The sequence below is a fragment of the Pseudomonas sp. JH-2 genome, assembly GCF_036231725.1.
Classification (GTDB): Bacteria; Pseudomonadota; Gammaproteobacteria; order Pseudomonadales; family Pseudomonadaceae; genus Pseudomonas; species Pseudomonas delhiensis.
This window is the reverse complement of record NZ_JAZAQP010000003.1, coordinates 87,475-113,589: the sequence shown is the minus strand read 5'-3', so window position 1 is coordinate 113,589 and position 26,115 is coordinate 87,475. Positions and strand designations below refer to the sequence as shown.

Genomic DNA, 26,115 nt, shown 5'->3' with positions numbered 1-26,115 from the left:
GGTACTCCTTCAGACCAGCACGAGGTTGTCGCGGTGCACCAGCTCCGGCCCGTCGACGTAGCCCAGCAGGCCCTCGATGGCATCGGTCGGCTGGCCGATGATCTTCTGCGCCTCCAGGGCGCTGTAGTTGGCCAGGCCGCGGGCGATCTCGCGGCCCTGCGGGTCCACGCAGACCACCATCTCGCCGCGGCGGAAGCTGCCTTGCACCTGCTTCACGCCCACAGGCAACAGGCTCTTGTGGTCTTCCGCGATGGCCTTCACCGCCCCCGCGTCCAGCACCAGGGTGCCGCGCATCTGCAGGTGGCCCGCCAGCCATTGCTTGCGGGCGGCCTTGCGGCTCTGCTCGGGGGTCAGCAGGGTGCCCAGGCGCTCGCCGGAACGCAGGCGGTCGAGCACGCGCTCGATGCGCCCGCCGACGATCACCGTGTGCGCACCGGAACGCGCAGCCAGGCGCGCCGCGCGCAGCTTGGTCTGCATGCCGCCGCGGCCGAGGGCGCCGGCGCTGCCGCCGGCCACCAGGTCGAGCTGGGCATCGTCGGCGCGGGCTTCGTAGATCAGCTGGGCTTCGGGGTTGTTGCGCGGGTCGGCGTCGAACATGCCATCGCGGTCAGTGAGGATCACCAGCAGGTCGGCCTCCACCAGGTTGGCCACCAGGGCCGCCAGGGTGTCGTTGTCGCCGAAGCGGATCTCGTCGGTGACCACGGTATCGTTCTCGTTGATCACCGGGATCACGCCAAGGTCGACCAGGGTGCGCAGGGTGTTGCGGGCGTTCAGGTAGCGCTTGCGGTCGGACAGGTCGTCATGGGTCAGCAGCACCTGGGCGGTCTGCAGGCCGTGCTGGCCGAAGCTGGACTCCCAAGCCTGCACCAGGCCCATCTGGCCGACGGCCGCCGCGGCCTGCAGTTCGTGCATGTCGCTCGGGCGGGAGACCCAGCCCAGGCGGCTCATGCCCGCCGCCACGGCGCCGGAGGACACCAGCACCAGCTCGACGCCCGCGCAGTGCAGCGCGACCATCTGCTCGACCCACACCGCCATGGCGTCGCGGTCCAGCCCGCGGCCATCGGCCGTGAGCAGGGCGCTGCCGATCTTCACCACCCAGCGCCGCGCGCCGGTCACTTTCTCACGCATACATCAACCTTACGAAGTCAGGTTTCACCAGGTTGCTTGGGGACCGGCGCACGCGGCGCCGGTCAGGGCACGTAGAAGATTTCCGGCCCGTCGCCGTCGTCCTCGTCGTCGAAATCATCGTCGTCGTCGAGGTCGTCGGCATTCTTCAGGCCGGCGCGGCGCAGCGCGCGCGCGTCATCCATGGCCTGCAGACGGGAGCGCGCCTCGTCCTCGATGCGCTGGTCGAGCTCGGCCAGGGCTTCGCCGTAGGCCGGGTCTTCCTCGATGCGCAGGCTGCGCTCGTCGAGGTACTTCATGATGTCCTGGCTGAGCGCCTCGGTGCCTTCGCGCTCCAGGGCGGAGATCACGTAGACCGGGCCTTCCCAGCCCAGCCGCGCGACCACGTCCTGCTTGCGCCGCTCCTGCTCCTCCGGCTCGAGGATCTGGTCCATCTTGTTCAGCACCAGCCAGCGGTCACGCTCGGTGAGCGCCGGGCTGAACTTGGCCAGCTCGTTGACGATGGTCTCGGCGGCATCGGCCGGGTCGCTCTCGTCCAGCGGCGCCATGTCGACGATGTGCAGCAGCAGGCGGGTGCGCGCCAGGTGCTTGAGGAAGCGGATGCCCAGGCCGGCGCCTTCGGCGGCGCCCTCGATCAGGCCGGGGATGTCGGCGACCACGAAGCTCTTGAAGCGGCCGACGCTGACCACGCCCAGGTTCGGCACCAGGGTGGTGAAGGGGTAGTCGGCGACCTTCGGCTTGGCCGCGGACACGGCGCGGATGAAGGTGCTCTTGCCGGCGTTCGGCAGGCCCAGCAGGCCGACGTCGGCCAGGACCTTCAGCTCCAGCTTGAGGTCGCGGGCCTCGCCGGGCTTGCCCGGGGTGGTCTGCCGCGGCGCGCGGTTGGTGCTGGACTTGAAGCGGGTGTTGCCCAGGCCATGCCAGCCGCCCTGGGCGACCATCAGGCGCTGGCCGGGCTCGGTCAGGTCGCCGATGACCTCGTGGGTAGCGGCATCGATCACGGTGGTGCCCACCGGTACCGGCAGGACCAGGTCGTCGCCCTTGGCGCCGGTGCAGTCCTTGCTGCCGCCGTTCTGCCCGCGCTGGGCATCGAAGCGGCGGGTGTAGCGGTAGTCCACCAGGGTGTTCAGGCTCTCGTCGGCCTCGAGGAACACCGAGCCGCCGTCGCCACCGTCACCGCCGTTGGGACCGCCCTTCTCGATGAACTTCTCGCGGCGAAAGCTCATGAGGCCATTACCGCCGTCACCGGCTTTCACGTGGATGGATACTTCGTCGACGAATTTCATGGGAACGCCTCCCGCCAGCGCGGCGGGTTGAATAAGAAAAGGAGCATAGGATACAGCCAAGTCCGCGCAAACGCGCAGGCCGCCCCATGCAGGAAACGCCAGAAACAAAAAAGCCCCGTCGCGAGACAGGGCTTTTTCAGTGAAGGCTCGCTTAGGCAGCGACGACGCTTACATAGCGACGGCCAAAGGCGCCTTTCACTTCGAACTTGATCACGCCGTCGATTTTCGCGAACAGGGTGTGATCCTTGCCCATGCCAACGCCGTAGCCGGCGTGGAACTGGGTGCCGCGCTGACGCACGATGATGTTGCCTGCCTTGACGGCCTGGCTGCCGAACAGCTTCACGCCAAGGCGTTTACTTTCGGAATCGCGACCGTTGCGGGTACTACCGCCAGCTTTCTTGTGTGCCATGAGTCATATCCTCCAAAAAAGGAATTAGGCCTGGATGCCGGTGATCTTGATTTCAGTGAACCACTGGCGGTGGCCCTGACGCTTCATGTGGTGCTTGCGGCGGCGGAACTTGATGATGCGCACTTTGTCGTGACGACCGTGGGAAACCACTTCTGCGGTCACTTTCGCGCCTTCTACCACCGGCAGGCCGATCTTGACGTCATCGCCGTTGGCGACCAGCAGGATGCGATCCAGGTTGATCGCTTCGCCGGTGGCGACGTCGAGTTTCTCGACCTTGAGGAATTCGCCTTCGGTGACTTTGTATTGCTTGCCACCGGTAACAATAACTGCGTACATCTGGATGTCTCCGTTAGACCTGCTCACCCGACGCTTTATAGGAAGAGGTATCGGTCGGCATGGCTGCATGGGGCCGGAAGGACGCCCGTGCAATTGCGTAAGGCAGGGTATGCCAGGGAAGTTCGGGGCCGCGATTGTACGCAAAGCCCCCGGCCGATACAAGCCTTGCGGCGCTTTCCTTGACAGCCCCCACCCCGGCACCTAGCATGCCGCGCATTCTTCGAGGAGCGCCTTCGTAATATGCAACCCCAGGCTTTCTATCGGGTGGTGGCGGACGATTTCACCGCCGTCGACGGCATCATTCGCCGCCAGCTCAGCTCCCGCGTTCCCCTGGTCGAGAAGATCGGCGACTATATCATCTCCGCCGGCGGCAAGCGTCTTCGCCCGCTGCTGGTGCTGCTCAGCGGCAAGGCCCTGGGCCATTCCGGGGACGACCTGCGCCTGCTGGCCGCCACCATCGAATTCCTCCACACCTCCACCCTGCTGCACGACGACGTGGTCGACGCCTCCGGCCTGCGCCGCGGCCGCGCCACCGCCAACGCGCAGTGGGGCAACGCGCCCAGCGTGCTGGTCGGCGACTTCCTCTATGCCCGCTCCTTCGAAATGATGGTCGAACTCGGCTCCATGCCGGTGATGCAGATCATTTCCCAGGCCACCCGGGTGATCGCCGAGGGCGAGGTGCTGCAGCTGACCAAGGTGCGCGACGCCAGCACCACCGAAGAGACCTACATGGAAGTCATCCGCGGCAAGACCGCGATGCTCTTCGAGGCCTCCACCCACAGCGCCGCCGCCATCGCCGGCGCCAGCCCGGAACAGGCCGAGGCCCTGCGCCAGTTCGGCGACGCCCTGGGCATCGCCTTCCAGCTGGTGGACGACCTGCTGGACTACCGCGGCGACGCCGGCACCCTGGGCAAGAACGTCGGCGACGACCTCGCCGAGGGCAAGCCCACCCTGCCGCTGATCGCCACCATGCGCGACGGCACCCCGGAGCAGGCGCTGCTGGTGCGCAAGGCCATCCAGCAGGGCGGCAGCCAGGACCTGGAAGGCATCCGCGCCGCCGTGGAAGCCGCCGGCGCCCTGGACTACACCGCGAAGCTGGCGCGCGAATACGCCGCCCGCGCCATCGACTGCCTCAAGGCGCTGCCGGACAACGAGTACCGCGATGCGCTGGTCGAGCTGAGCGAATTCGCCGTCGCCCGCACCCACTGATCCCCACGCGATCCGACGAACGCCCGCCCGGCCCAGCCGTGCGGGCGTTCTGCGTTATGCGCCGTTGATCCAGGCCATGGCATGGGGCGTTTGGCGAAAAAAATTCTGCATAGGGGCTTGCTATCGAGATAATAAGAATTATTCTCATTAACTCGGCAACCAAGGAGATGCAGAGATGACCTACATGATCGATGCCTGGCTGGACCGCCCCCATCCCTATCTGCGCATCCTCAATCGCGATACCGGGGAAGTCTGCGCCCTGTTGCAGGAAGACGCCCTGGACGAGCTGCGCGAGCAGGGCGGCCTGGACCTGCACGAACTGGGCACCAGCGAACCGCAGGTGCTCAAGGAGCTGGTGCGCAACCTGTTCCTGTTCTGCTATGCCCGTGCGCTGCGTTGAATGCCACCGCTGCTCGCGGGAACGATGGGGCTTTCGTAGGGGCGGACCTTGTCCGCGATAGCCGGACGTATCGGCGCGGATCGCGGATGAGATCCGCTCCTACGCTACCCCACCCACGCCATTCCCCTGTAGGAGCGCGCCCTGCGCGCGAATCGCGGGCAGGGCCCGCTCCTACAGTGCCGGGGAAGCACGGGCGTAGGAGCGGACCTTGTCCGCGATGGCGGGATGAGAGCCGGCCCTGCCGGCGGAATCGCGGATAAATCCGCTCCGACATCTCATCCGGCAAACATAACGACCCGTAGGATGGGTCAGGTGCGAGCCGTTCGCGAGCAAGCCCGCGCCTACGAAGAGCAGGAGCCGGACGTACAGGGTTTTGCGATGGCGCAGGACGCGCCATCCGTGCGGTCGCCGCCCGGGAGGCGGCTGCACACCGGGGGCCGCGTGGAGCCCCCCGCATGCCGCGGTGGCCAGGGACGGCCGCCGCGGGTTGCATCCGTCAGAGGATGTCGAGCAGCTCGACGTCGAACACCAGGGTGCTGTGCGGCGGGATGCTGCCCACCGCCTGGCCGCCGTAGGCCAGCTCGGCCGGTACGTGCAGGCGCCACTTGCTGCCGGTGTTCATCAGTTGCAGGGCCTCGACCCAGCCGGCGATCACGCCGCCCACCGGGAACTCGGCCGGCTGGCCGCGCTGGTAGGAGCTGTCGAACACGCTGCCGTCGACCAGGGTGCCGTGGTAGTGGGTGCGCACGGTATCGTCGCGGGACGGCTTGGCGCCCTCGCCGGCGACCAGCACTTCGTATTGCAGGCCGGACGGCAGCACGGTGACGCCCTCGCGCTTGGCGTTCTCCACCAGGTAGGCCTTGCCTTCGGCGGCGGCCGCCTCGGCCTTGGCCTGGGCTTCGGCCTGCATGCGCTGGCGGATCACCTGGAAGCTGGCGGACAGCTGCTCGGCGGGCACCCGGCTGTCGGCACCGGCGAAGGCGTCGGAGAGGCCGGCCAGCACCGCGTCCAGGCTCATGCCCGGAACCGGGTTCTCACGCAGCTGGTCGCCCAGCTGGCGGCCGACGCCGTAGCTGACACGGGCTTCGTCGGTGGAAAGGTTGAGTTCGCTCATGGCGGGGCTCCGCTGGGTGAAAAAAGGGCGGCCAGCCTAGCACAGTCGACCGCCCCGCCCCACCTCGGCCTCAATGCAGCGGCATGGCCACGCCTTCGTCGTTCTGCGCGCTGCCGCCCGGGGAGCCGCACATCTCGTCCTGCACCGCGGCGTGGACCAGCTGGAAGGGAATCGGCGGCAACGCCGTCAGCAGTTGGCGGGCATGCTCCAGCGAACGCACGCCCAGTACATGCCCCTTGGCGTCCTGGATCGGGATGAAGCGCTGGCCCATGCGCGCCTCCAGCACGTAGATGCCGCCCTCCAGGGATACCAGGTTGAGCTCGTCGATATCCCCGGCGAGTGAACGGTTGGTCAGCTCTTGCAGGTTCATTGCGCACCTCCAGGGTAGGGTCCAACGCAGCCAGTCTGGTACAGCGAGCCGGCTGCGCCCAGCGCAAACGACACCGCCCGTCGCTTGCGGCTGACGGGCGGTACGCCGGAGGCGGCAAAAACGATCAGTGGTCGTGGCGCGTGGCCTTGTCCAGATAGCCCATGGCGAACGCGGAGAGGACGAAGGTGAGGTGGATGATCACGTACCACATCAGCTTGTTGTCATCGACGTTCTTCGCATCCATGAAGATGCGCAGCAGGTGGATCGAGGAGATCGCCACGATGGAGGCCGCCACCTTGTTCTTCAGCGAGCTGGCGTCCATCTTGCCCAGCCAGCTGAGCTTCTCCTTGCCTTCGGAAATGTCCAGCTGCGAGACGAAGTTCTCGTAGCCGGAGAACATCACCATCACCAGCAGGCCGCCGACCAGGGCCATGTCGATCAGCGACAGCAGCACCAGGATCAGGTCGGCCTCGGCGATCGAGAAGATGTCCGGGAGGATGTGGAAGATCTCCTGGAAGAACTTGATGGTCAGTGCCAGCAGCGCCAGCGACAGACCGATATAGACCGGCGCCAGCAGCCAGCGGGCGGCGTACATGCTGTTTTCGATGAAACGTTCCATGGCCTTCGCAAAGGGAGTTCAGAAATGGCGGAGGATTATAGCTGAAGGCCCGCGGCGAGTTATCCAGTTATTCTGTGGATAAATATGTGCAGGACGCCGGGAAGAAACGCGCCAACCCCCGCCCGCCGGGGGTTGGCGGCGGTCGCTCAGAGACTGCGCAATGCGCCTTCAGGACTCGGGGTGGGACTGGTAGTCCCCGAAGTTGCGCACGCGCTCGCCATTGATTCGTCGCAGCTCGGCCTGCAGGTGCAGCTGCCAGATGGGCAGGTCGTCGGCGGGCACGTAGCCCTGCTGGGCCAGGCAGTCGGCGATGGCTTCGAGCACGCCCTCGGCCACGAAAGGCCCGTAGAACGGGCCCTGGGCCTTGATGGCGGTGGGCTGCGCCCCCGCCATGCCCGCAGCGCAGAGCAGTGTCCAGAGTCCATTCTCTCCGGCCAGCGGCCTGATCACGCACTCGATGCGCGTGGTCAACCCCAGACAGGGGCGGATAAGGCAGAGGTTACGCGGCATGGCGGCACCCTCGCGGTTGTCCTGTTTTCGAGCCTACACCCGGGGTTGACCTCGGGAAAGCCCGTTTTATCCACGATAGTTGTGGATATCGTTGTGGACACCACGGGGGCAACGGCGCCCGACGAGCGCCATTGCTGGGGCCCCCGCCGCTGGTCAAGGACTGGCCAGCGGCAGCGGGCTCAGTCGCTGTCCTTCTTCTTGCGCGCCCGCTCCTTCTCCACCTGCGGCGCCTTGGCGGCCTTGGCCGCGGCCGGCGCGGCCTCCTTGGCGAGCTTCTCCTTGTCCTCCTCGTCCATGCCCATGGCATCGATCTCCTTGAGGCGCTCGACCACCCGCGCGTTGACGCTGCCGGCCGGGAACTGGCCCTTGGCGTCCGGCGCGCCGGCCGGCTCGCCAACCAGCAGGCCCAGCGCCTCGTCGACGTGGCGCACCGCGTAGACGTTGAACAGGCCGTTGCGCACCGCCTGCAGCACGCGCTCGTCGAGCATCAGGGTGCTGACGTTGGAGCGCGGGATGATCACCCCCTGCTCGCCGGTCAGGCCGCGGGCCTCGCAGAGGCGGAAGAAGCCCTCGATCTTCTCGTTGACGCCGCCGACCGCCTGCACTTCGCCGAACTGGTTGATCGAGCCGGTGATGGCGAAGCACTGCCGCAGCGGCGTGCGCGACAGCGCCGAGATCAGCGTGCAGACCTCGCCGAGCGAGGCGCTGTCGCCGTCGACGTAGCCGTAGGACTGCTCGAGCGCGATGCTCGCGGAGATTTCCAGCGGGTACTCCTGGGCATAGCGGCTGCCCAGGTAGCCGGTGAGGATCATCACGCCCTTGGAGTGGATCGGCTGGCCCAGGCTGACCTCGCGCTCGATGTCGACGATGCCGCTGCCGCCCGGGTAGACGGTGGCGGAGATGCGCGCCGGTACGCCGAACACCGAATCGCCCACCTCCAGCACGGTGAGGCCGTTGCACTTGCCCACGGCGGCGCCTTCGGTGTCGATCAGCACGATGCCGGCCAGCATGTCGTCGAGGATCCGCGCCGAAACGCGGCCGGTGCGGGTTTCCTTGGCCTTGAGGGCACGCTCGATGTGGCCCAGGTCGGTGACCGGCTCGCTGGCCAACTGGCGGATGAAGTCCGCCTCGCTGACCAGCTGGAACAGGTCGCCGATGCGCGCCGACAGGCGCCCCTGGTGCTCGGCCAGGCGCGCGCTGTAGGTGGCCAGGCGCGCCACCGCGGTGGCGGTCAGCGGCGCCATGCCCTCTTCCGAGGTGCGCGTCTTGAGCAGCTGGGCGAACTGTTCGAGGCTGTCCTCGGCCAGCGGGATGTCCTCGTCGAAGTCGACCAGCACGCGGAACATCTCCTGGAAGTCCGGGTCCAGGTCCTGCAGGGTGTAGTAGATCTGCCGCGAGCCGATGATGATGACCTTCAGCTGCAGCGGGATCACCTGCGGCGTCAGGCTCATGGCGGCCAGGCGGCCGAGCTCGGCCAGCGGCGACTCCATTTTCAGCTGGCGCGTTTGCAGGGCGCGCTTGAGCGCGTCCCAGACGAAGGGCTCGCCCAGCAGCTTCTCCGCCTCCAGCACCAGGAAGCCGCCATTGGCGCGGTGCAGCGCGCCCGGGCGCAGCTGCCGGTAGCTGGTGTAGAGGGCGCCCTGGTCGGAGGCGTACTCGATGCGGCCGAACAGGTTGTCGTAGGTCGGGTGCGACTCGAGCACCACCGGCGCGCCGCTGGTGGCGTGGTGGCCGATCACCTGGTTGGGCGCGTACAGCTCCTGCAGCATCAGCTTGCGCTGGGCGTCGCTGCGCTCGGTGTCCACCAGCTGGTCGACCACGGTCTTCAGCAGGTTGAGCTGCATGGCCTGCAGGTAGGTGCAGACCCCGCTGTTGTTGTTGTACTTCTCCACCAGCGGCGCCAGCAGCGGCTGCAGCGCGAGGGTGATGGTCTCCTCGTTGAGCTGGCGCAGCTGGTTGCTGGACTCGCGCTTCCACTGCGGCAGGCTGGCCAGCTCCTCGTTGAGCTGTTCCTCGAGCTCGGCGATGTCGGCGTGGAAACGCTCGCGCTCGGCCTCCGGCAACTGGGCGAACTCGGCCTCGTCGAGGGCCTTGCCGTCCTTCATCGGGGTGAAGGCGATGTTCGCGCTGTCGCGGTACAGCGCCACGTCCTTCTCCAGGGCGAGGCGCTCGACGGTGTCCAGGGCCTTGTCGTAGCGCTGGTTGAAGGCGCGGTCGATGGCGCTCTTCTTCTGCTGGTAGGCCGGGTTCTCGAACACCGAGGGGAAGGTCGACAGCAGGTTGTCGATCAGTTGGTCGATGTCCGCGCCGAAGTCGGCGGCGCTGCCCGGCGGCAGCTCGATGGCGCGCGGCTCGCGGCCCTCCTCGAAGTGGTTGACGTAGACCCAGTCGGCCGGCGTCGGCAGGCGCTTGGCCTCGGCCTTCAGGTAGCGCTGCACGAAGGAGAAGCGCCCGGTCCCCGGCTCGCCCATGACGAACACGTTGTAACCCGGCCGCGGCATGGCCACGCCGAACTGCAGGGCCTCCACCGCACGCTCCTGGCCGAGGACGCCGAGGAAGGGGTCCAGGTCGTCGGTGGTGGCGAAGGCAAACTGCTCGGGCGAGAAGGGGCGGGTCAGTTCATCGGGCGCCAGGCGCAGGCCGGCGGCAACGGATTGGGGCATCGGAAGTCCTTGCATCGGGCGGCGCAAGGCCGCGGAGAGTTGTCCGCATTCTCGCGCCGGCCGCGCGCCACTGGCAAGGCGCGCGCAAGGGCGGGTCGATCAGTGCTGCAGGTCGGCGCAGCGCAGGCAGTATTCCGTGGCCGGCAGGGCGCGCAGGCGGCGGGGCTCGATGGCTTCGCCGCAGCGTACGCATTGTCCGTAGGTTCCGTCTGCCAGGCGCAGGCGGGCCAGGCCCACCAGGCGCATGCCCGCATCGGCTTCGGCCAGCAGGGCCCGCAGCACGTCATCGTTCTCCCGCTGCTGGGCCTGCTCGGCGAAGTCCGGCGAGTGGGAGCGCGCCAGGTCGCGGCGGATCGCGGCGGCACGCTGGGAATATTCGCTGGCCAGCGCATCCAGGGCAGAACGGGGGTCGAAATCATCTACGGCCATGACGCCTCTCCGACGGGCAAGGAACTGTTTCAAGTGTGGCCGGTTCCAAGGGAATCGCCGCTGATACCGATCAATAGCCTGTTGTGCGGAGCATGACGCAGTTCGCCCCGCCGTGGGTTGGGAGACATCGCGCCTTGACACCCCCAGGATATTCCTACAAAGCTCTGCCTGGCGCTGTTTGCTGTCAGCGGCTACGTACAGCCATGCATACGAACAAAGAGAGATACGCAGATGAAAAGGATTCTACTCGGTACCCTCCTCGCCACCGTTTCCATCGGCGCCTTCGCCGACGCCCCCGGCAGCGACGGCTGCGGCTGGGGCCAGATGCTCTTCAAGGGCCAGCGCGGCACCGCCACCCACGTGCTGGCGGCCACCACCAACGGCTCCTCGGGCAACAACACCTTCGGCATGACCACCGGCACCAACGGCTGCCACACCAATGGCGCGCTGACCTACGGCGGCAAGCCGATGATCGTGCTGAGCAGCATGATGGACGAGCTGTCCGAAGACATGGCCAAGGGTGACGGCGAAGCCCTGACCACCTACGCCGTGGTCCTGGGCGTGAAGCCCGAAGACCGCGCGCACTTCGCCGAAGTGACCCACGAGCACTTCGCGCAGATCTTCAACAAGTCCGACGTCACCGCCGAGGACGTCTATGCCAACACCCAGGCCGTGCTGAAACAGGACACCCGCCTGGCCAAGTACGCGGAACAGGCCTGAGCCTGACGGCCCGCCCCACCGGGGCGGGCTCCCCTACCCCGACCCGCTAAGGTCCCCATGCCCAAACGCCTGTTGCCATGGCTGGCGCTGTGCGCCTGCGCATCCCTGCACGCGAGCCCCCAATTCCCCGAATCCCGCCTCCAGGCCCTGGCCGCGCAGCCCTACTGGCTGGCCCTGGGGCACTACACGCCGAGCAAGCTGGGCGGCTGGCGCAGCTTCGTCGACGACGACCGGTTCTTCCTCGCCGACGACGGCGAGCGCTCGCCCGAGCACGAGCTCAAGGCCACCCTGGACGCCCTCTACGCCGCCCCCGACCTGGGCGACAAGCATGCCCAGTGCGTCTACCCGGCGCGCACCCGCTGGCTGAAGCAGCAACTGCAGCTGACCGACCTGCCGCGCCCCGCGTGCCAGGAGTACGACACCTGGTACGGCGACATCAACCCGCACAGCGCGGTGCTGGTGTTCCCCGCCGCCTACCTGAACAGCCCCTCGTCGATGTTCGGCCACACCCTGCTGCGCATCGACCAGGCCGACGTCGACAGCAACAACACCGCCCTGCTCAGCTACGCGCTGAACTTCGGCGCCTTCATCGAGGGCATGGACAACAGCATCCTCTACGCCTGGAAGGGCCTGATGGGCGGCTACCCCGGACTGTTCGCCCTGGTGCCCTACCGCGAGAAGCTCTCCGAATACAGCCGCCTGGAGAACCGCGACCTCTGGGAGTACCGCCTGAACCTCACGCCCGAGGAGACCGGGCGCATGGTCGAGCACGTCTGGGAACTCAAGCAGGTCCGCTTCAAGTACTTCTTCTTCGACGAGAACTGCTCCTTCCGCCTGCTCGAACTGCTGGAGATCGCCCGCCCCGGGGTGAAACTGACCGACGAATTCCCGCTCTACGCCATCCCCACCGACACGGTGCGCGCGGTGAAGCAGGCCGGGATGATCGACAAGATCGACTACCGCCCCTCGCGGGAGAAGGAACTGCTGGCCCGCGCCGAGCCGCTGGACGCCGGCGAGAAACAGCTGGCCCGGCGCCTGGCCGACGACGACCGCCTGCTCGACGCCCCCGAATTCAAGGCCCTGCCCGCGCCGCGCCAGGCGCTGGTGCAGGACACCGCCTTCCGCCTGCTGCGCTACCGCGCCACCGGCAAGGAGCGCGACGAGGCCGATGCCGCGCGCAGCTACCAGCTGCTGCGGGCGATCAACCAGAACCCGCCGCCGCCGGCCCGGGTGGAGCGCCCCGGACAGCCGGAGGAAGGCCACCAGTCGCTGACCTGGCAGCTCGGCGCCGGCAGCCGCGACGGCCAGGCCTTCGCCGACTACGGCCTGCGCATGGCCTACCACGACCTGCTGGACAACAGCTACGGCTTCCCCCAGGGCGCGCAGCTGGAGCTGGGCGACCTGCGCCTGCGCCAGTACGAGGGCAACCGCTGGCAGCTGCAGCGCCTGGACCTGGTCAGCATCCGCTCCATGACCCCGCGCAACGCCCTGCTGCAACCGCTGTCCTGGCAGGTCACCGGCGGCTGGGAGCGGGTGCCGGGCAAGCATAGCGACGACGGCCACGACACCCTGGCCGGCCACGTCAACGGCGGCGCCGGCGGCAGCTGGAAGCTCGCCGACGACCTGCAGGCCTACGCCCTGGGCACCGCACGCATCGAAAACAACCCCGACTTCGCCGCCACTGTGGCGCCGGCGCTGGGCTTCGACACCGGCGTGCTCTGGCGCAACCCGCTGGGCAACCTGGCCCTGGAGGCCAAGGGCGACTACTTCCACAACGGCGAAGTGCGCCGCAGCCTGAGCCTCGGCCAGCAGGTGGAACTGGGCCGCAACCTCGGCCTGCGCCTGTCCGCCGAACGCCAGTTCAGCCACCAGGCCGGGCCGGTCGGCGAGGTCATGCTGGAGCTGCGCTGGTACCATTACTGAACCACAGGATTCAGCGCCCGCCGCGATGGCGGGCGGGTAGCGCGCCATGAAAACCACAGCCCCCACCCTGCTCGAAGTCGCCGGCGGCAAGCCGATCAAGCTCTGGACCCAGGGCGTCCCGGTCGAGGACGAGGCGCGCCAGCAACTGATGAACACCGCACGCCTGCCGTTCATCTTCAGGCACCTGGCGGTGATGCCCGACGTGCACCTGGGCAAGGGCTCGACCATCGGCAGCGTGATCCCCACCGTCGGCGCCATCATCCCGGCCGCGGTCGGCGTGGACATCGGCTGCGGCATGATCGCCGCGCGCACCTCGCTGGTCGCCGCCGACCTGCCGGACAACCTGCACGGCCTGCGCAGCGCCATCGAGAAGGCGGTGCCCCACGGCAAGACCTTCGGCCGCCGCGACCAGGGCGCCTGGGACGACGTGCCGGCACCCGCCGACCAGGCCTGGAAGGGCCTGGCCCGGCGCTTCCGCGCCATCACCGACAAGTACCCGCGCCTGGAGAAGGCCAACAACCGCAGCCACCTGGGCACCCTGGGCACCGGCAACCACTTCATCGAGGTCTGCCTGGACGAGGCCGACCGCGTCTGGTTCATGCTGCACAGCGGCTCGCGCGGGGTGGGCAACGCCATCGGCTGCCTGTTCATCGAACTGGCCCAGGCCGACATGCGCCAGCACCTGGCCAACCTGCCGGACAGGGACCTGGCCTACTTCGAGGAAGGCAGCCGGCACTTCGACGACTACGTCGAGGCGGTGGGCTGGGCCCAGGACTTCGCCCGGCAGAACCGCGAACTGATGATGCAGGCGGTGGTGGCCGCGGCGCGCAAGGTGATCAGCAAGCCCTTCGAGGCCAGCCTGGAGGCGGTGAACTGCCACCACAACTACGTGCAGCGCGAGCAGCATTTCGGCCGCGAGGTGCTGGTCACCCGCAAGGGCGCGGTCTCGGCGCAGCGGGGCCAGCTCGGCATCATCCCCGGCTCCATGGGCGCGAAGAGCTTCATCGTCCGTGGGCTGGGCAACCAGGAGGCGTTCTGTTCCTGCAGCCACGGCGCCGGCCGCAGCATGAGCCGCACCCAGGCGAAGAAGCGCTTCGGCGTCGAGGACCAGGTGCGCGCCACCGCCCACGTCGAGTGCCGCAAGGACAAGGACGTGATCGACGAGATCCCCATGGCCTACAAGGACATAGACGCGGTGATGGCCGCCCAGCGCGACCTGGTGGAAGTGGTGCACACCCTGCGCCAGGTGGTCTGCGTGAAGGGCTGAACGACGCCTTCGCCTGAACCGGCCCCTGCGCCCCTCGCCTTCCCCCGAGCACCTGCGGCAAATCCCCGCAGCCCCTGAGAGAGCCGGCTTGATCCCGATCAATTCGCGCCCTCCCGGCCTAGCCTCTCCTTGAATCAGAAAAACCAATAGCCTGAAACGAGGAGATCACTCCATGCAGCCCCTGAAACTGGCCCTGGGCGGCCTGTTGTTGGCCGCCAGCAGTACCGCCGCACACGCCGACGCCCTGCGCGACCAGGCCAACGCCATCTTCAAGCCCATCCCCGAACAGGCGGCCGGGCTGGATGCGGCCCAGGTGGAGCTGGGCCGCCAGCTGTTCTTCGAGCCGCGCTTGTCGGCCAGCCACGTGATCAGCTGCAACACCTGCCACAACATCGGCACCGGCGGTGCCGACAACGTGCCCGCCTCCAGCGGCCACGCCTGGCAGAAAGGGGCGCGCAACTCGCCGACGGTGTTCAACGCGGTGTTCAACGTGGCGCAGTTCTGGGACGGCCGCGCCAAGGACCTGGAGGAACAGGCCAAGGGGCCGGTGCAGAACCCGGTGGAGATGCACAACACGCCGAAGAACGTCGAGGCCGCGCTCAAGAGCATGCCCGAGTACGTGGCGGCCTTCGGGAAAGCCTTCCCCGGCGACAAGCAGGCGGTGAGCTTCGACAACATGGCCCGCGCGCTGCAGGCCTTCGAATCGACGCTGATCACCCCCGACTCGCGCTTCGACCAGTACCTCAAGGGTGACGACAAGGCCCTGGACGCCAAGGAGAAGAAAGGGCTGCAGGCCTTCATGAGCGCCGGCTGCATCAGCTGCCACAACGGCGTGAACCTCGGCGGCCAGGCCTACTTCCCGTTCGGCCTGGTGAAGAAACCCGATGCCAGCATCCTGCCCAGCGGCGACAAGGGCCGCTTCGCGGTGACCAAGACGCAGAACGACGAATACGTGTTCCGTGCCGCGCCGTTGCGCAACGTGGCCCTCACCGCGCCCTACTTCCACAGCGGGCAGGTGTGGGACCTGGAGGAAGCGGTGACGATCATGGGCACCGCGCAGCTGGGCAAGCAGCTGGATGCCGGCGAAGTGGGCGACATAGTCGCCTTCCTCAAGACCGTCACCGGCAAGCAGCCGCAGGTGCAGTACCCGCTGCTGCCGCCGAGCACGGCCACCACGCCGCGCCCGGTGGATTGACCACGGGACCCCACCTGTAGGAGCAGGCCCTGCCTGCGATTTCGCGCGCAGGGCGCGCTCCTACAGGGGAACGGCGCAGGACCTCATCCGCGAACTGCACCGGGACCTCCGGCGATCGCGGGCAGAGTCCTACGGGTAGGAATACCGTACATCCCGGGAACTGTAGGAGCGAGCTTGCTCGCGAACCTGATGCCCCGCAGCGGAGTTCGTTCGCGAGCAAGCTCGCTCCTACGAAAAGCACTTCGGCGCGCTCGCGTAGGATGGGTGGAGCGAAGCGATACCCATCGCCATGCTCGCCCTACACCTCGCCTGGAGCCAAGGCCGAACGGCGGATAACGTCGAACGTTATCCGCCCCACCGGGCTTCGGCGTTTCGGCCGGTCAGACCACCCCTTGCGCCAGCATGGCGTCGGCGACCTTGACGAAGCCGGCGATGTTGGCGCCCTTCACGTAGTTGATCCGGCCGTTCTCCTCGCCGTGGGCGACGCAGGCGTGGTGGATGTTCTGCATGATGCCGTGCAGGCGCTGGTCCACCTCGCCGGCGCTCCAGTGCAGGCGCATGGCGTTCTGGCTCATCTCCAGGCCGCTGGTGGCGACGCCGCCGGCGTTGGAGGCCTTGCCCGGCGCGTAGAGGATGCCGGCTTCGAGGAAGATATCCACGGCCTCCAGGGTCGACGGCATGTTGGCACCTTCGGCCACGCAGATGCAGCCGTTGGCCAGCAGGATGCGGGCGTCCTCGGCGTCCAGTTCGTTCTGCGTCGCACAGGGCAGCGCGATGTCGCAGGGCAGCGACCAGGGGCGCTGGCCGGCCAGGAAGCGCAGGCCGGGGCCGGTCATTTCGCTGAGACGGCCGCGGCGGACGTTCTTCAGCTCCATCACTTCTTCCCACTGTTCCAGGCTCAGGCCGCCTTCGGCGAACAGGGTGCCTTCGGAGTCGGACAGCGAGATCACCTTGCCGCCCAGTTCCATCACCTTCTGCGCCGCGTACTGGGCCACGTTGCCGGAGCCGGAGATGGCCACGCGCTGGCCGTCGAAGCCGCTTTCGCGGGCCTTGAGCATCTCCTGGGCGAAGTACACGCAGCCGTAGCCGGTGGCTTCCGGGCGGATCAGGCTGCCGCCGTAGGCCAGGCCCTTGCCGGTGAGCACCGAGCTGAATTCGTTGGCCAGGCGCTTGTACTGGCCGAACAGGTAGCCGATCTCGCGGGCGCCGACGCCGATGTCACCGGCCGGCACGTCCAGGTCGGCGCCGACGTGGCGGTACAGCTCGCTCATGAACGACTGGCAGAAGCGCATCACCTCGGCGTCGCTCTTGCCCTTGGGGTCGAAGTCCGAGCCGCCCTTGCCGCCGCCCATGGGCAGCGAGGTCAGGGAGTTCTTGAACACCTGCTCGAAGGCCAGGAACTTGAGCACGCCCAGGTTCACCGAGGGGTGGAAGCGCAGGCCGCCCTTGTAGGGGCCGATGGCGCTGCTCATCTGTACGCGGAAGCCGCGGTTGACCCGTACCCGGCCCTGGTCGTCGACCCAGGGCACGCGGAACAGGATGGCGCGTTCGGGCTCGACGATGCGCTCGACGATGCCGGCCTGCAGGTAATGCGGGTGGGCTTCGAGGAACGGCCAGAGGGAACGCAGCACCTCCTCCACCGCCTGGTGGAATTCGGGCTGATCGGGGTCGCGCCGCTTGAGGCGCTCGAGGAACGAGTCAACGGATTGCGTCATGTCTACACCGGTCTTTCTGATTATGGGCGGGGCCCTTTTGCGGCGAGACTCTAACAACCGATACCGCACCGAGACAGTGCGACATGACGCCTTTATGAATCTTTTTGGTGCAAATCTGTAAGAAAGCCCTTTCAGAGACTGGGCTGCAGCAAATATTGCAAGATATTTCAAAACACCCTGCACGCCATGAAAAACGGGGCCCGAAGGCCCCGCTTCCACTGGCAAGCGGCTTACGCCAGCTTCTTGTAGCGCACGCGGTGCGGCTGCGCGGCAGCCTCGCCCAGGCGCTTCTTGCGGTCGGCTTCGAACTCGGTGTAGTTGCCTTCGAAGAACACCACCTTGCCGTCGTCCTCGTAGGACAGGATGTGGGTGGCGATACGGTCCAGGAACCAGCGATCGTGGGAAATCACGATGGCGGCGCCGGGGAAGTCCAGCAGCGCCTCTTCCAGGGCGCGCAGGGTTTCCACGTCGAGGTCGTTGGACGGTTCGTCGAGCAGCAGCACGTTGCCGCCCTGCTTCAGGGTCAGGGCCAGGTGCAGGCGGCCGCGCTCACCACCGGAGAGGTCCTTGACGAACTTCTGCTGGTCGGCGCCCTTGAAGTTGAAGCGGCCGACGTAGCTGCGCGAGGGGACCTCGTAGTTGCCGATCCTGATCTGCTCGAAGCCGTCGGAAACCTGCTCCCACACGGTCTTGGTGCCTTCCAGGCTGTCGCGGCTCTGGTCGACGCTGGCGATCTGCACGGTGTCGCCGATCTCGATGCTGCCCGAGTCCGGTTGCTCCTTGCCGGTCAGCATGCGGAACAGGGTCGACTTGCCCGCGCCGTTGCCGCCGATCACGCCGACGATGGCGCCCTTGGGAATGCTCAGCGACAGGTCGTCGATCAGCACGCGGTCGCCATAGCCCTTGCTGACGTTGTGCAGCTCGATGACCTTGTCGCCCAGGCGCGGACCGGCCGGGATGTAGATCTCGTTGGTCTCGCTGCGCTTCTGGAATTCCTGCGACTGCATTTCCTCGAAGCGCTGCAGGCGCGCCTTGGACTTGGCCTGGCGGCCCTTGGCGCCCTGGCGCACCCACTCCAGCTCGGCCTTCATGGCCTTGGCGTGGGAGGCTTCCTGCTTGGCTTCCTGGGCCAGGCGGCTGGCCTTGGATTCCAGCCAGCCGGAGTAGTTGCCTTCGAACGGGATGCCGTGGCCACGGTCCAGTTCGAGGATCCAGCCGGCGACGTTGTCGAGGAAGTAGCGGTCGTGGGTGATCGCCACCACGGTGCCGGGGAAGTCGTGGAGGAAGTGCTCCAGCCAGGCGACGGAGTCGGCATCCAGGTGGTTGGTCGGTTCGTCCAGCAGCAGCATGTCCGGGGCCGACAGCAGCAGGCGGCACAGCGCCACGCGGCGCTTCTCGCCACCGGAGAGGTGCTCGATCTTCGCCTCCCACGGCGGCAGGCGCAGGGCGTCTGCGGCGACTTCCAGCTGGCGCTCCAGGTTGTGGCCGTCGGAGGAGTGGATGATGGCCTCCAGCTTGGCCTGCTCGGCGGCCAGGGCGTCGAAGTCGGCATCCGGCTCGGCGTAGGCGGCGTAGACCTCGTCCAGGCGGGCCTGGGCCTGCTTGACCTCGTCCACCGCTTCCTCGACCACCTCGCGCACGGTCTTCTGCGGGTCGAGCTGCGGCTCCTGCGGCAGGTAGCCGACCTTGATGCCCGGCATCGGGCGGGCTTCGCCCTCGATCTCGGTGTCGACACCGGCCATGATGCGCAGCAGGGTGGATTTACCCGCGCCGTTCAGGCCCAGCACGCCGATCTTGGCGCCGGGGAAGAACGACAGGGAGATGTCCTTGAGGATTTCACGCTTGGGCGGCACGACCTTGCCGACCCGGTGCATGGTATAGACGTATTGAGCCATGGATACCTAGCTTCTGGGATGAAAGTGAATGGCCGTCATGGCTGTCGCGTCCGGCGGGCCGGTGCACCCCGGTACTCGGGGCGCGACCATTGGCCGCGGGCGACGGGCGAGGCGGGCGACGGCAGGGCCGGACTCGCGGAAACAGGACGCAGCGATCAACGCGCGCGTGCGGCAAAGCTACCGGAATGGACCGTGAAGGGCAAACGACGCTCGTCGGCGATACTGGCACTTGGCCCTGCTTCCGGGCATGCTACTGCGCGCCGAACCCCGTCGCCCCGTTCCAGGTAGCCGCTCCTTGTCCAGACCTCCCCGCCCTCCGGCCAGCCTGGCCCGGCCTGAACGGCTGGCCATCAGGAGCGCCCTGCTGCTGGTGCCGCTGATGCTCGGCCTGCTGCTCTGGCAGCTGGGCCAGGAGTACTTCGGCCAGGCGCGGCTCGAGCGCGAGCGCATCGTGCACCAGAGCCAGGAGCTGGCCCACCAACTGTCCCTGGCCCTGGAGCTCAAGGCCGTGGCCGCGCGCACCCTGGCCCGGCAACGCCTGGGCCGTGGCGAGGAGCCGGCGCTGCTGCTCGACGACCTGCGCCAGGTCTACCCCGCCCTGAGCAGCCTGGCCTGGTACGCCGCCAGCGCTGGCAAACAGCTGGACACCGCGCCCGACAGCGGCGACGACGCCTTCGTCGCCGAGCTGCGGCAACGCACGGCCGGCCGCCCCTTCCACTATGCCTACAGCGATGCCGCTGGTGGCCGTATCTACCTGCTGCTGCGCCCCTGGGACGACGCTGCAGGCCCCTTCGCCGTGCTCCGCCTGGACGCCGGCGAAGCACGCCGGCAATGGGCCGCACGACTCTCGCCCGCCAGCCGCGGCTGGGTGCTGGAAGACCAGGCCGGCCATCAGGTCCTGGCCACCCCCGACAGCCCGGCGGGCGCGCCGGCGGCGGCCGCCCGGGAAGCAGCCAGCGAGTCGCCGGCGCTGCAGGTCGCCAACACCGACTGGCAGGTCCGTCCGCGGGTCGACGCGCTCACCATGGCACCCCGGGTACCGACACGCCTGCTCGGCGAACTGGGCCTGCTGCTGTTGCTGGCCGGCATCAGCTGCGCCGCCCTGCTGCGCCTGCAACGCGAACAGCGGAGCCTGCGTGCGCAGACCGCCGACTCGCAGTCGCGCCTGCGCCAGGCCGCCCAGGCCCTGGCGGCGGTGGACGAGCGGGTGCTGGTGACGAGCGCCGACGGCCGCCTGGTCTACCTCAACCCACCGGCGGAGCAACTGCTCGGCGTGCGTGCCGAAGACGCGACCCTGCACCATCTCGCCCGCCTGCTGCCGGAACTGGCGCAGCCGCCCAGCGAAGGCACGCTGCCGGGCAGGCAGTACGTCACCCTGGAACGCAACGGCCGCCGCCGGCGCTACGCCGTCAGCCGCCACCCGCTGGAGGAATCCGCGCCCGGCGAGGCGTCCGACTGGGTGCTGCGCGGCCAGCAGGCGCCGGGCGGGCACGTCTGGGTGCTGCGCGACGTCACCGAGGAGCAGCGCTCGCTGCAGGTGCTGGAAGAGACGCGGCGGCGCTACCAGGACATCTTCGACGGCGTCGGCGTGGCCCTCTGCGTGCTCGACCTCTCGGACCTGCAGCGCTTCTTCGCCGACAACGGCCTGCGCGAGGCCGGCCGCCTGCAGGCCTGGCTGGAGCGCCGCGAGGAACACTGGCCGCAGCTGCTGCGGCTGATCCGCATCAGCGAGGTCAACGAGGTGGCGCGGCGCCTGCTCGGCGTGGAGAGCGGCGAGCAGGCCTGGCGGCAACTGATCGGCGACAGCCCGCGGCGCCCCGGCAGCGCCCGCGCGCGCATCATCGAGGCGATCCTCTGCGGCACCGGCCTCATCGAGCAGGAAGTCGCCATCCGCACCGGCCAGGGCGAGCTGCGCCACTTCTGGCTGCAGCTGCGCATCCCCGAGCACCTGCCGGACTATCGCGCGGTCACCCTGAGCCTGTCCGACATCAGCAGCCGCAAGCAGGTCGAGCTGTCGCTGATCGAACGCGAGAAGTTCTGGTCCGACGCCGTGCGCGCGGTGCCCGATACCCTGTACATCCACGACATCACCGCGCGCCGGGTGATCTTCAGCAACCATCACCTGGGCAGCCAGCTGGGCTACGGCAAGGAAGAGCTGGAGCAGATGGGCGAGCGCTTCTGGGAATGCCTGCTGCACCCGGACGACGTCGAGTACTACTGGCGCATACGCAACCTGCAACAGGTGATCGGCGACAACCTGCTGCTGGACAGCCAGTTGCGCTGGCGCCACCGCGACGGCAGCTGGCACTGGTTCGACATCCGCGAGCAGGCCTTCAGCCGCGCCCCCGACGGCCGCGTGGCGCGCCTGATCGGCGTAGCCAAGGACATCACCGACACGGTGGAGGCGAACAACTCGCTGCGCGAGAGCAGCCGCCGCTACCAGATGCTGGCGGAAAGCATCAGCGACGTGATCCTCACCACCGACGCCCAGCTGAACATCGACTACATCAGCCCGTCCATCGAGCAGACCTTCGGCTACAGCCCGGACTGGCTGCTGCACAACGACCTGCAGCAGATCGCCGCCAACCCGGCGCAGCTGGGGCGCCTGCACGCCCTGCTGGAGCGCGTGCGCGACGCCATAGGCGCGCCGCGCCGGCTGGCCGCCCTGCGCGAGTCCAGCGCGGTGCACCTGTTCACCTTCGACTGCCTGCGCGCCGACGGCCGCAAGGTCCCGGTGGAGCTGCGCATCGCCCTGATGTGGGACGACTCCGGGCGCTTCGTCGGCCTGCTCGGCGTGGCCCGCGACATCAGCCAGCAGCGCCGCGCCGAGCGCGAGATGCGCATGGCCGCGACCGTGTTCGAGCATTCCACGGCGGCCATCATGGTCACCGACCCGGCCGGCTACATCGTCCAGGTCAACGACTCCTTCTCGCGCCTGACCGGCTACGCCGCCGCCGAGGTGCTCGACCAGCAGCCGCGCCTGCTCACCGCCGACCAGCAGGAAGCCAACCAGCTCAAGCACGTGCTCGACAGCCTGCAACGCAGCGGCAGTTGGGAAGGCGAGATACTGCAGAAGCGCAAGAGCGGCGAGCTGTACCCGTCCTGGGTGGGTATCACCGCGGTGCAGGACGAGGAAGGCGACCTGGTCAGCTTCGTCTGCTTCTTCAGCGACATCAGCGAGCGCAAGGCCAGCGAGCGGCGCATCCACCGCCTGGCCTACTACGACGCCCTCACCCACCTGCCCAACCGCACCCTGTTCCAGGACCGCCTGCACACCGCGCTGATGCAGGCCGAGCGGCACCGCCAGTGGGTGGTGCTGATGTTCCTCGACCTCGACCGCTTCAAGCCGATCAACGACTCCCTCGGCCACGCCGCGGGCGACCGCATGCTCAAGGAAGTGGCCGAGCGCCTGAACCGCTGCGTCGGCGACAACGATACTGTGGCGCGCATGGGCGGCGACGAGTTCACCCTGCTGCTGCCCGCGCTGGAAGACCGCGAGCGCGCGCTCAAGCGCGCCATCCAGGTGGCCGAGCGCATCCTCGCCAGCCTGGCCCGGCCCTTCACCCTGGAAGGCCGCGAGTTCTTCGTCACCGCCAGCATCGGCGTGGCCCTGTCGCCCCAGGACGGCGCCGAGCTGAGCCAGCTGATGAAGAACGCCGACACCGCCATGTACCACGCCAAGGAAGTGGGCAAGAACAACTTCCAGTTCTACCAGGCCGAGATGAACGCCCGCGCCCTGGAGCGCCTGGAGCTGGAAAGCGACCTGCGCCGGGCCATCGAGCAGGGCGAGTTCGTCCTGCACTACCAGCCGCAGTTCACCGGCGACGGCCGCCGCCTCACCGGCGCCGAGGCGCTGCTGCGCTGGCAGCACCCGCGCCGCGGCCTGGTGCCGCCCACCGAGTTCATCCCGGTGCTGGAGGAGCTGGGGCTGATCGCCCAGGTCGGCGACTGGCTGCTGGCCGAGGCCTGCCGGCAGATCCGCATCTGGCACCGCGACAAGGTGCGGGTGCCCAAGGTGGCGGTGAACCTCTCGGCACGGCAGTTCGCCGATGGCCAACTGGGCACGCGCATCGCCGGCATCCTCATGGAGACCGGCATCCCGCCGGCCTGCCTGGAGCTGGAGCTGACCGAAAGCATCCTGATGAGCGACGTCTCCGAGGCCATGCACATCCTCTCCGGCCTCAAGCGCCTGGGCCTGGCCATCGCGGTGGACGACTTCGGCACCGGCTACTCGTCGCTGAACTACCTCAAGCAGTTCCCCATCGACGTGCTGAAGATCGACCGCAGCTTCGTCGACGGCCTGCCCCACGGCGAGCAGGACGCGCAGATCGCCCGCGCCATCATCGCCATGGCCCACAGCCTGAACCTGATGGTGATCGCCGAGGGCGTGGAAACCCAGGCGCAACTGGACTTCCTGCGCGAGCACGGCTGCGACGAGGTGCAGGGCTTCCTGTTCGGCCGGCCGATGACGGCGGAGCAGTTTGCGGCGCTCTTTTCCAGCAACGCACTGTTCTTGCTCGGCTGAGAGCGGCTGCAGGCGGCAGGCTATAGGCGGCAGGCAAGAGCCAGGGGCGTCGCCGCGCTGCTTTTCGCCTGCAGCCTGCCGCCTGAAGCCTGAAGCCTGAAGCCTGAAGCCTGAAGCCTGAAGCCGCTCATCTCCAACATGACCGCCTTTCATATGCCAGCCAGCGCCGCCTGGGTTAGAATGCGCCCCTTTCCCAGCACCGATCCTTATGAGGACCGCCATGTTCAGCCGTGATTTGACCCTCGCCCGCTACGATGCCGAACTCTTCGCCGCGATGGAGCAGGAAGCCCTGCGCCAGGAAGAGCACATCGAGCTCATCGCCTCCGAGAACTACACCAGCCCGGCGGTGATGGAAGCCCAGGGTAGCGTGCTGACCAACAAGTACGCCGAAGGCTACCCGGGCAAGCGCTACTACGGCGGTTGCGAGTACGTCGACGTGGTCGAGCAGCTTGCGATCGACCGTGCCAAGCAGCTGTTCGGCGCCGACTACGCCAACGTCCAGCCGCACTCCGGTTCCCAGGCCAACGCTGCCGTATACATGGCCCTGCTGAACGCCGGCGACACCGTGCTGGGCATGAGCCTGGCCCACGGCGGCCACCTGACCCACGGCGCCAGCGTCAGCTTCTCCGGCAAGATCTACAACGCCGTGCAGTACGGTATCGACGGCAACGGCCTGATCGACTACGACGAAGTCGAGCGCCTGGCCGTGGAACACAAGCCGAAGATGATCATCGCCGGCTTCTCCGCCTACTCGCAGATCCTCGACTTCCCGCGCTTCCGCGCCATCGCCGACAAGGTGGGCGCCTACCTGTTCGTCGACATGGCCCACGTGGCCGGCCTGGTCGCCGCCGGCATCTACCCGAACCCGGTGCCCTTCGCCGACGTCGTCACCACCACCACCCACAAGACCCTGCGCGGCCCGCGCGGCGGCCTGATCCTGGCGCGCAAGAACGAAGAACTGGAGAAGAAACTGAACTCCGCCGTCTTCCCGGGCGGCCAGGGCGGCCCGCTGGAGCACGTCATCGCCGCCAAGGCCGTGTGCTTCAAGGAAGCCCTGCAGCCCGAGTTCAAGGCCTATCAGGAACAAGTGGTGAAGAACGCCCAGACCATGGCCCAGGTGTTCATCGAGAACGGCTACGACGTGGTTTCCGGCGGCACCCAGAACCACCTGTTCCTGCTCAGCCTGATCAAGCAGGACATCACCGGCAAGGACGCGGACGCCGCCCTGGGCCGCGCCTTCATCACCGTGAACAAGAACAGCGTGCCGAACGACCCGCGCTCGCCCTTCGTCACCTCGGGCCTGCGCATCGGCACCCCGGCCGTGACCACCCGCGGCTTCAAGGAAGACGAATGCCGCCAGCTGGCCGGCTGGATCTGCGAGATCCTCGCCAACCTGGGCGACGAGGCCGTGGAAGGCCGCGTGCGCGAGCAGGTCAAGGCCCTGTGCGGCAAGTTCCCGGTGTACGGCAAGTAAGCCTTACCCGCGAACGACAAAAAGCCCGGCATTTGCCGGGTTTTTTGTTTTCGCTTTTTTGCTTTTTTGTAGGAGCGAGGGGGACGCCCAGTTCTTGCTCGCGAACGGTGCCTCCCGGTTGTTGAGGTGCGATAGATCGACTCTGCGCCCTCTCCCCAGCCCTCTCCCTGAAGGGAGAGGGGGCCGTCCGTGCCGAGAAAAGGCATGGTTTCAGCCGGCAATCTCTGTGCTAGCCGGCTGACTCCAGAACATCAGCATCTGCCCAACAATCCCCTCTCCCTTCAGGGAGAGGGTTAGGGAGAGGGTGCTCTTCAGGATGAACACCAGACCCCGCCGACAAACACCCTTCGCGAGCAAGAACTGGGCGTCCCCCTCGATCCTACGAAAACCTCAAGGCCGCACCGGCGCATCGCGCAGCGCATTGAGCTGCCGCGCCAGCGCCTCCGCTTCCACCTGGCTGTCGAATCCCTCCAGCATCACCCGGCCGTCGCGCACCGGCTCGGACACCTGCGGCAGCATGCGCAGCTGGCCGTCGATCACCACCGCCAGGGCCTTGCCCCGCTGCTTTTCGGTCAGGCGCGCCAGGCGCTGGCTGGCGTCGGGGGCGAAGGTCACCAGCACGCCGGGGCGGCCGCCGTTGCCCAGCACCACTTCGGCGCGCTGCACGTCGCGCTGGGTGAGTTCGGCGCGGGCGATGACCAGCACCGCCTGGCCTTGCGGGTCGGCCAGGGTGCGCGTGCTGGCCGTGGCCTTGTCGGCGGTGGCGTGGATGTCGAAGCTGTGCTGCGGCAGGACCGGCGGCGTGCCGGCGCAGGCGCCCAGCAGGGCGAGGAGGCAAAGCGGGATCAGGCGTTTCATGGGTCGACGACGGGTCAGGCAACAGTGGAATCGGGCCGGATGCCGGTTGGACAACGGCGCGCGCCGGTCATTG

At 67.8% G+C, this 26,115-nt stretch carries 21 protein-coding genes; 8 read left to right on the top strand and 13 right to left on the bottom strand.

Going from position 1 to position 26,115, the window contains the following annotated elements; genetic code table 11:
* Positions 1 to 9 precede the first annotated feature (9 nt).
* The 4 genes from proB to rplU all read right to left on the bottom strand — a co-directional run bounded on the left by proB (position 10) and on the right by rplU (position 3,156).
* Entirely contained in the window at positions 10 to 1,128 is a 1,119-nt protein-coding gene (proB, locus tag VV867_RS03360) for a glutamate 5-kinase (protein ID WP_009617553.1), read from the bottom strand.
* A 62-nt stretch (positions 1,129 to 1,190) separates the two neighbouring features.
* A complete protein-coding gene (gene cgtA, locus VV867_RS03355; protein WP_089391110.1) occupies positions 1,191 to 2,411 on the bottom strand; it encodes an Obg family GTPase CgtA in 1,221 nt (406 codons plus the stop codon).
* A 151-nt stretch (positions 2,412 to 2,562) separates the two neighbouring features.
* Positions 2,563 to 2,820, bottom strand: a complete 258-nt coding sequence (rpmA, locus tag VV867_RS03350; RefSeq protein WP_009617551.1) for a 50S ribosomal protein L27 — start codon at positions 2,818 to 2,820, stop codon at positions 2,563 to 2,565.
* A gap of 24 nt (positions 2,821 to 2,844) precedes the next feature.
* On the bottom strand, positions 2,845 to 3,156 hold the full coding sequence (rplU, locus tag VV867_RS03345; protein ID WP_015475683.1) for a 50S ribosomal protein L21: 312 nt from the start codon (positions 3,154 to 3,156) through the stop codon (positions 2,845 to 2,847).
* A 240-nt stretch (positions 3,157 to 3,396) separates the two neighbouring features.
* Here rplU and VV867_RS03340 point away from each other — a divergent pair, with 240 nt between their 5' ends.
* Together VV867_RS03340 and VV867_RS03335 are read left to right on the top strand one after the other, a co-directional pair.
* Entirely contained in the window at positions 3,397 to 4,365 is a 969-nt protein-coding gene (locus tag VV867_RS03340) for a polyprenyl synthetase family protein (protein WP_089391112.1), read from the top strand.
* Positions 4,366 to 4,540: 175 nt separating this feature from the next.
* The gene (locus tag VV867_RS03335; RefSeq protein ID WP_009617547.1) at positions 4,541 to 4,765 is read left to right on the top strand and encodes a PA4570 family protein; all 225 of its coding nucleotides are present in this window, start codon (positions 4,541 to 4,543) and stop codon (positions 4,763 to 4,765) included.
* Positions 4,766 to 5,261: 496 nt separating this feature from the next.
* Here the strand turns inward: VV867_RS03335 and VV867_RS03330 are convergent, their stop codons facing one another.
* The 6 genes from VV867_RS03330 to VV867_RS03305 form a co-directional block, all read right to left on the bottom strand.
* Complete coding sequence (locus VV867_RS03330) at positions 5,262 to 5,879, bottom strand: FKBP-type peptidyl-prolyl cis-trans isomerase (protein WP_109934265.1); 618 nt, start codon at positions 5,877 to 5,879, stop codon at positions 5,262 to 5,264.
* A 70-nt stretch (positions 5,880 to 5,949) separates the two neighbouring features.
* A complete protein-coding gene (locus VV867_RS03325) occupies positions 5,950 to 6,249 on the bottom strand; it encodes a DUF6482 family protein (protein ID WP_089391114.1) in 300 nt (99 codons plus the stop codon).
* A gap of 124 nt (positions 6,250 to 6,373) precedes the next feature.
* Complete coding sequence (locus tag VV867_RS03320; RefSeq protein WP_064581933.1) at positions 6,374 to 6,868, bottom strand: TIGR00645 family protein; 495 nt, start codon at positions 6,866 to 6,868, stop codon at positions 6,374 to 6,376.
* Positions 6,869 to 7,036: 168 nt separating this feature from the next.
* Entirely contained in the window at positions 7,037 to 7,378 is a 342-nt protein-coding gene (locus tag VV867_RS03315) for a PA4575 family protein (protein WP_089391115.1), read from the bottom strand.
* Positions 7,379 to 7,557: 179 nt separating this feature from the next.
* Positions 7,558 to 10,041, bottom strand: a complete 2,484-nt coding sequence (locus VV867_RS03310) for a Lon protease family protein (RefSeq protein WP_275627667.1) — start codon at positions 10,039 to 10,041, stop codon at positions 7,558 to 7,560.
* A gap of 99 nt (positions 10,042 to 10,140) precedes the next feature.
* Positions 10,141 to 10,470, bottom strand: a complete 330-nt coding sequence (locus VV867_RS03305) for a TraR/DksA family transcriptional regulator (RefSeq protein ID WP_109934267.1) — start codon at positions 10,468 to 10,470, stop codon at positions 10,141 to 10,143.
* A 231-nt stretch (positions 10,471 to 10,701) separates the two neighbouring features.
* On the opposite strand from VV867_RS03305, the gene VV867_RS03300 reads away from it, so the two are divergent.
* The 4 genes from VV867_RS03300 to VV867_RS03285 all read left to right on the top strand — a co-directional run bounded on the left by VV867_RS03300 (position 10,702) and on the right by VV867_RS03285 (position 15,575).
* Complete coding sequence (locus VV867_RS03300; RefSeq protein WP_009617533.1) at positions 10,702 to 11,190, top strand: DUF3015 domain-containing protein; 489 nt, start codon at positions 10,702 to 10,704, stop codon at positions 11,188 to 11,190.
* 57 nt (positions 11,191 to 11,247) lie between these two features.
* Complete coding sequence (locus VV867_RS03295) at positions 11,248 to 13,113, top strand: Lnb N-terminal periplasmic domain-containing protein (RefSeq protein ID WP_328565612.1); 1,866 nt, start codon at positions 11,248 to 11,250, stop codon at positions 13,111 to 13,113.
* A 46-nt stretch (positions 13,114 to 13,159) separates the two neighbouring features.
* A complete protein-coding gene (locus VV867_RS03290) occupies positions 13,160 to 14,380 on the top strand; it encodes an RtcB family protein (RefSeq protein ID WP_328565611.1) in 1,221 nt (406 codons plus the stop codon).
* A 172-nt stretch (positions 14,381 to 14,552) separates the two neighbouring features.
* Positions 14,553 to 15,575, top strand: coding sequence for a cytochrome-c peroxidase (locus tag VV867_RS03285; protein ID WP_109934271.1), 1,023 nt, complete (start codon positions 14,553 to 14,555; stop codon positions 15,573 to 15,575).
* A gap of 380 nt (positions 15,576 to 15,955) precedes the next feature.
* Here VV867_RS03285 and gdhA read toward each other — a convergent pair whose 3' ends face one another.
* Positions 15,956 to 17,290: an NADP-specific glutamate dehydrogenase gene (gene gdhA, locus VV867_RS03280; protein ID WP_328565610.1), complete on the bottom strand. Its 1,335-nt coding sequence runs from the start codon at positions 17,288 to 17,290 to the stop codon at positions 15,956 to 15,958.
* A 230-nt stretch (positions 17,291 to 17,520) separates the two neighbouring features.
* A complete protein-coding gene (gene ettA / locus VV867_RS03275) occupies positions 17,521 to 19,185 on the bottom strand; it encodes an energy-dependent translational throttle protein EttA (RefSeq protein ID WP_109934273.1) in 1,665 nt (554 codons plus the stop codon).
* A 247-nt stretch (positions 19,186 to 19,432) separates the two neighbouring features.
* On the opposite strand from ettA, the gene VV867_RS03270 reads away from it, so the two are divergent.
* Positions 19,433 to 23,710: an EAL domain-containing protein gene (locus VV867_RS03270; protein WP_442964998.1), complete on the top strand. Its 4,278-nt coding sequence runs from the start codon at positions 19,433 to 19,435 to the stop codon at positions 23,708 to 23,710.
* Between the two features lie 220 nt (positions 23,711 to 23,930).
* Complete coding sequence (gene glyA, locus VV867_RS03265) at positions 23,931 to 25,184, top strand: serine hydroxymethyltransferase (RefSeq protein ID WP_109934275.1); 1,254 nt, start codon at positions 23,931 to 23,933, stop codon at positions 25,182 to 25,184.
* A gap of 390 nt (positions 25,185 to 25,574) precedes the next feature.
* On the opposite strand, the gene VV867_RS03260 is transcribed toward glyA, so the two are convergent.
* Entirely contained in the window at positions 25,575 to 26,042 is a 468-nt protein-coding gene (locus tag VV867_RS03260) for a SecDF P1 head subdomain-containing protein (protein ID WP_328565609.1), read from the bottom strand.
* Positions 26,043 to 26,115 lie beyond the last annotated feature (73 nt).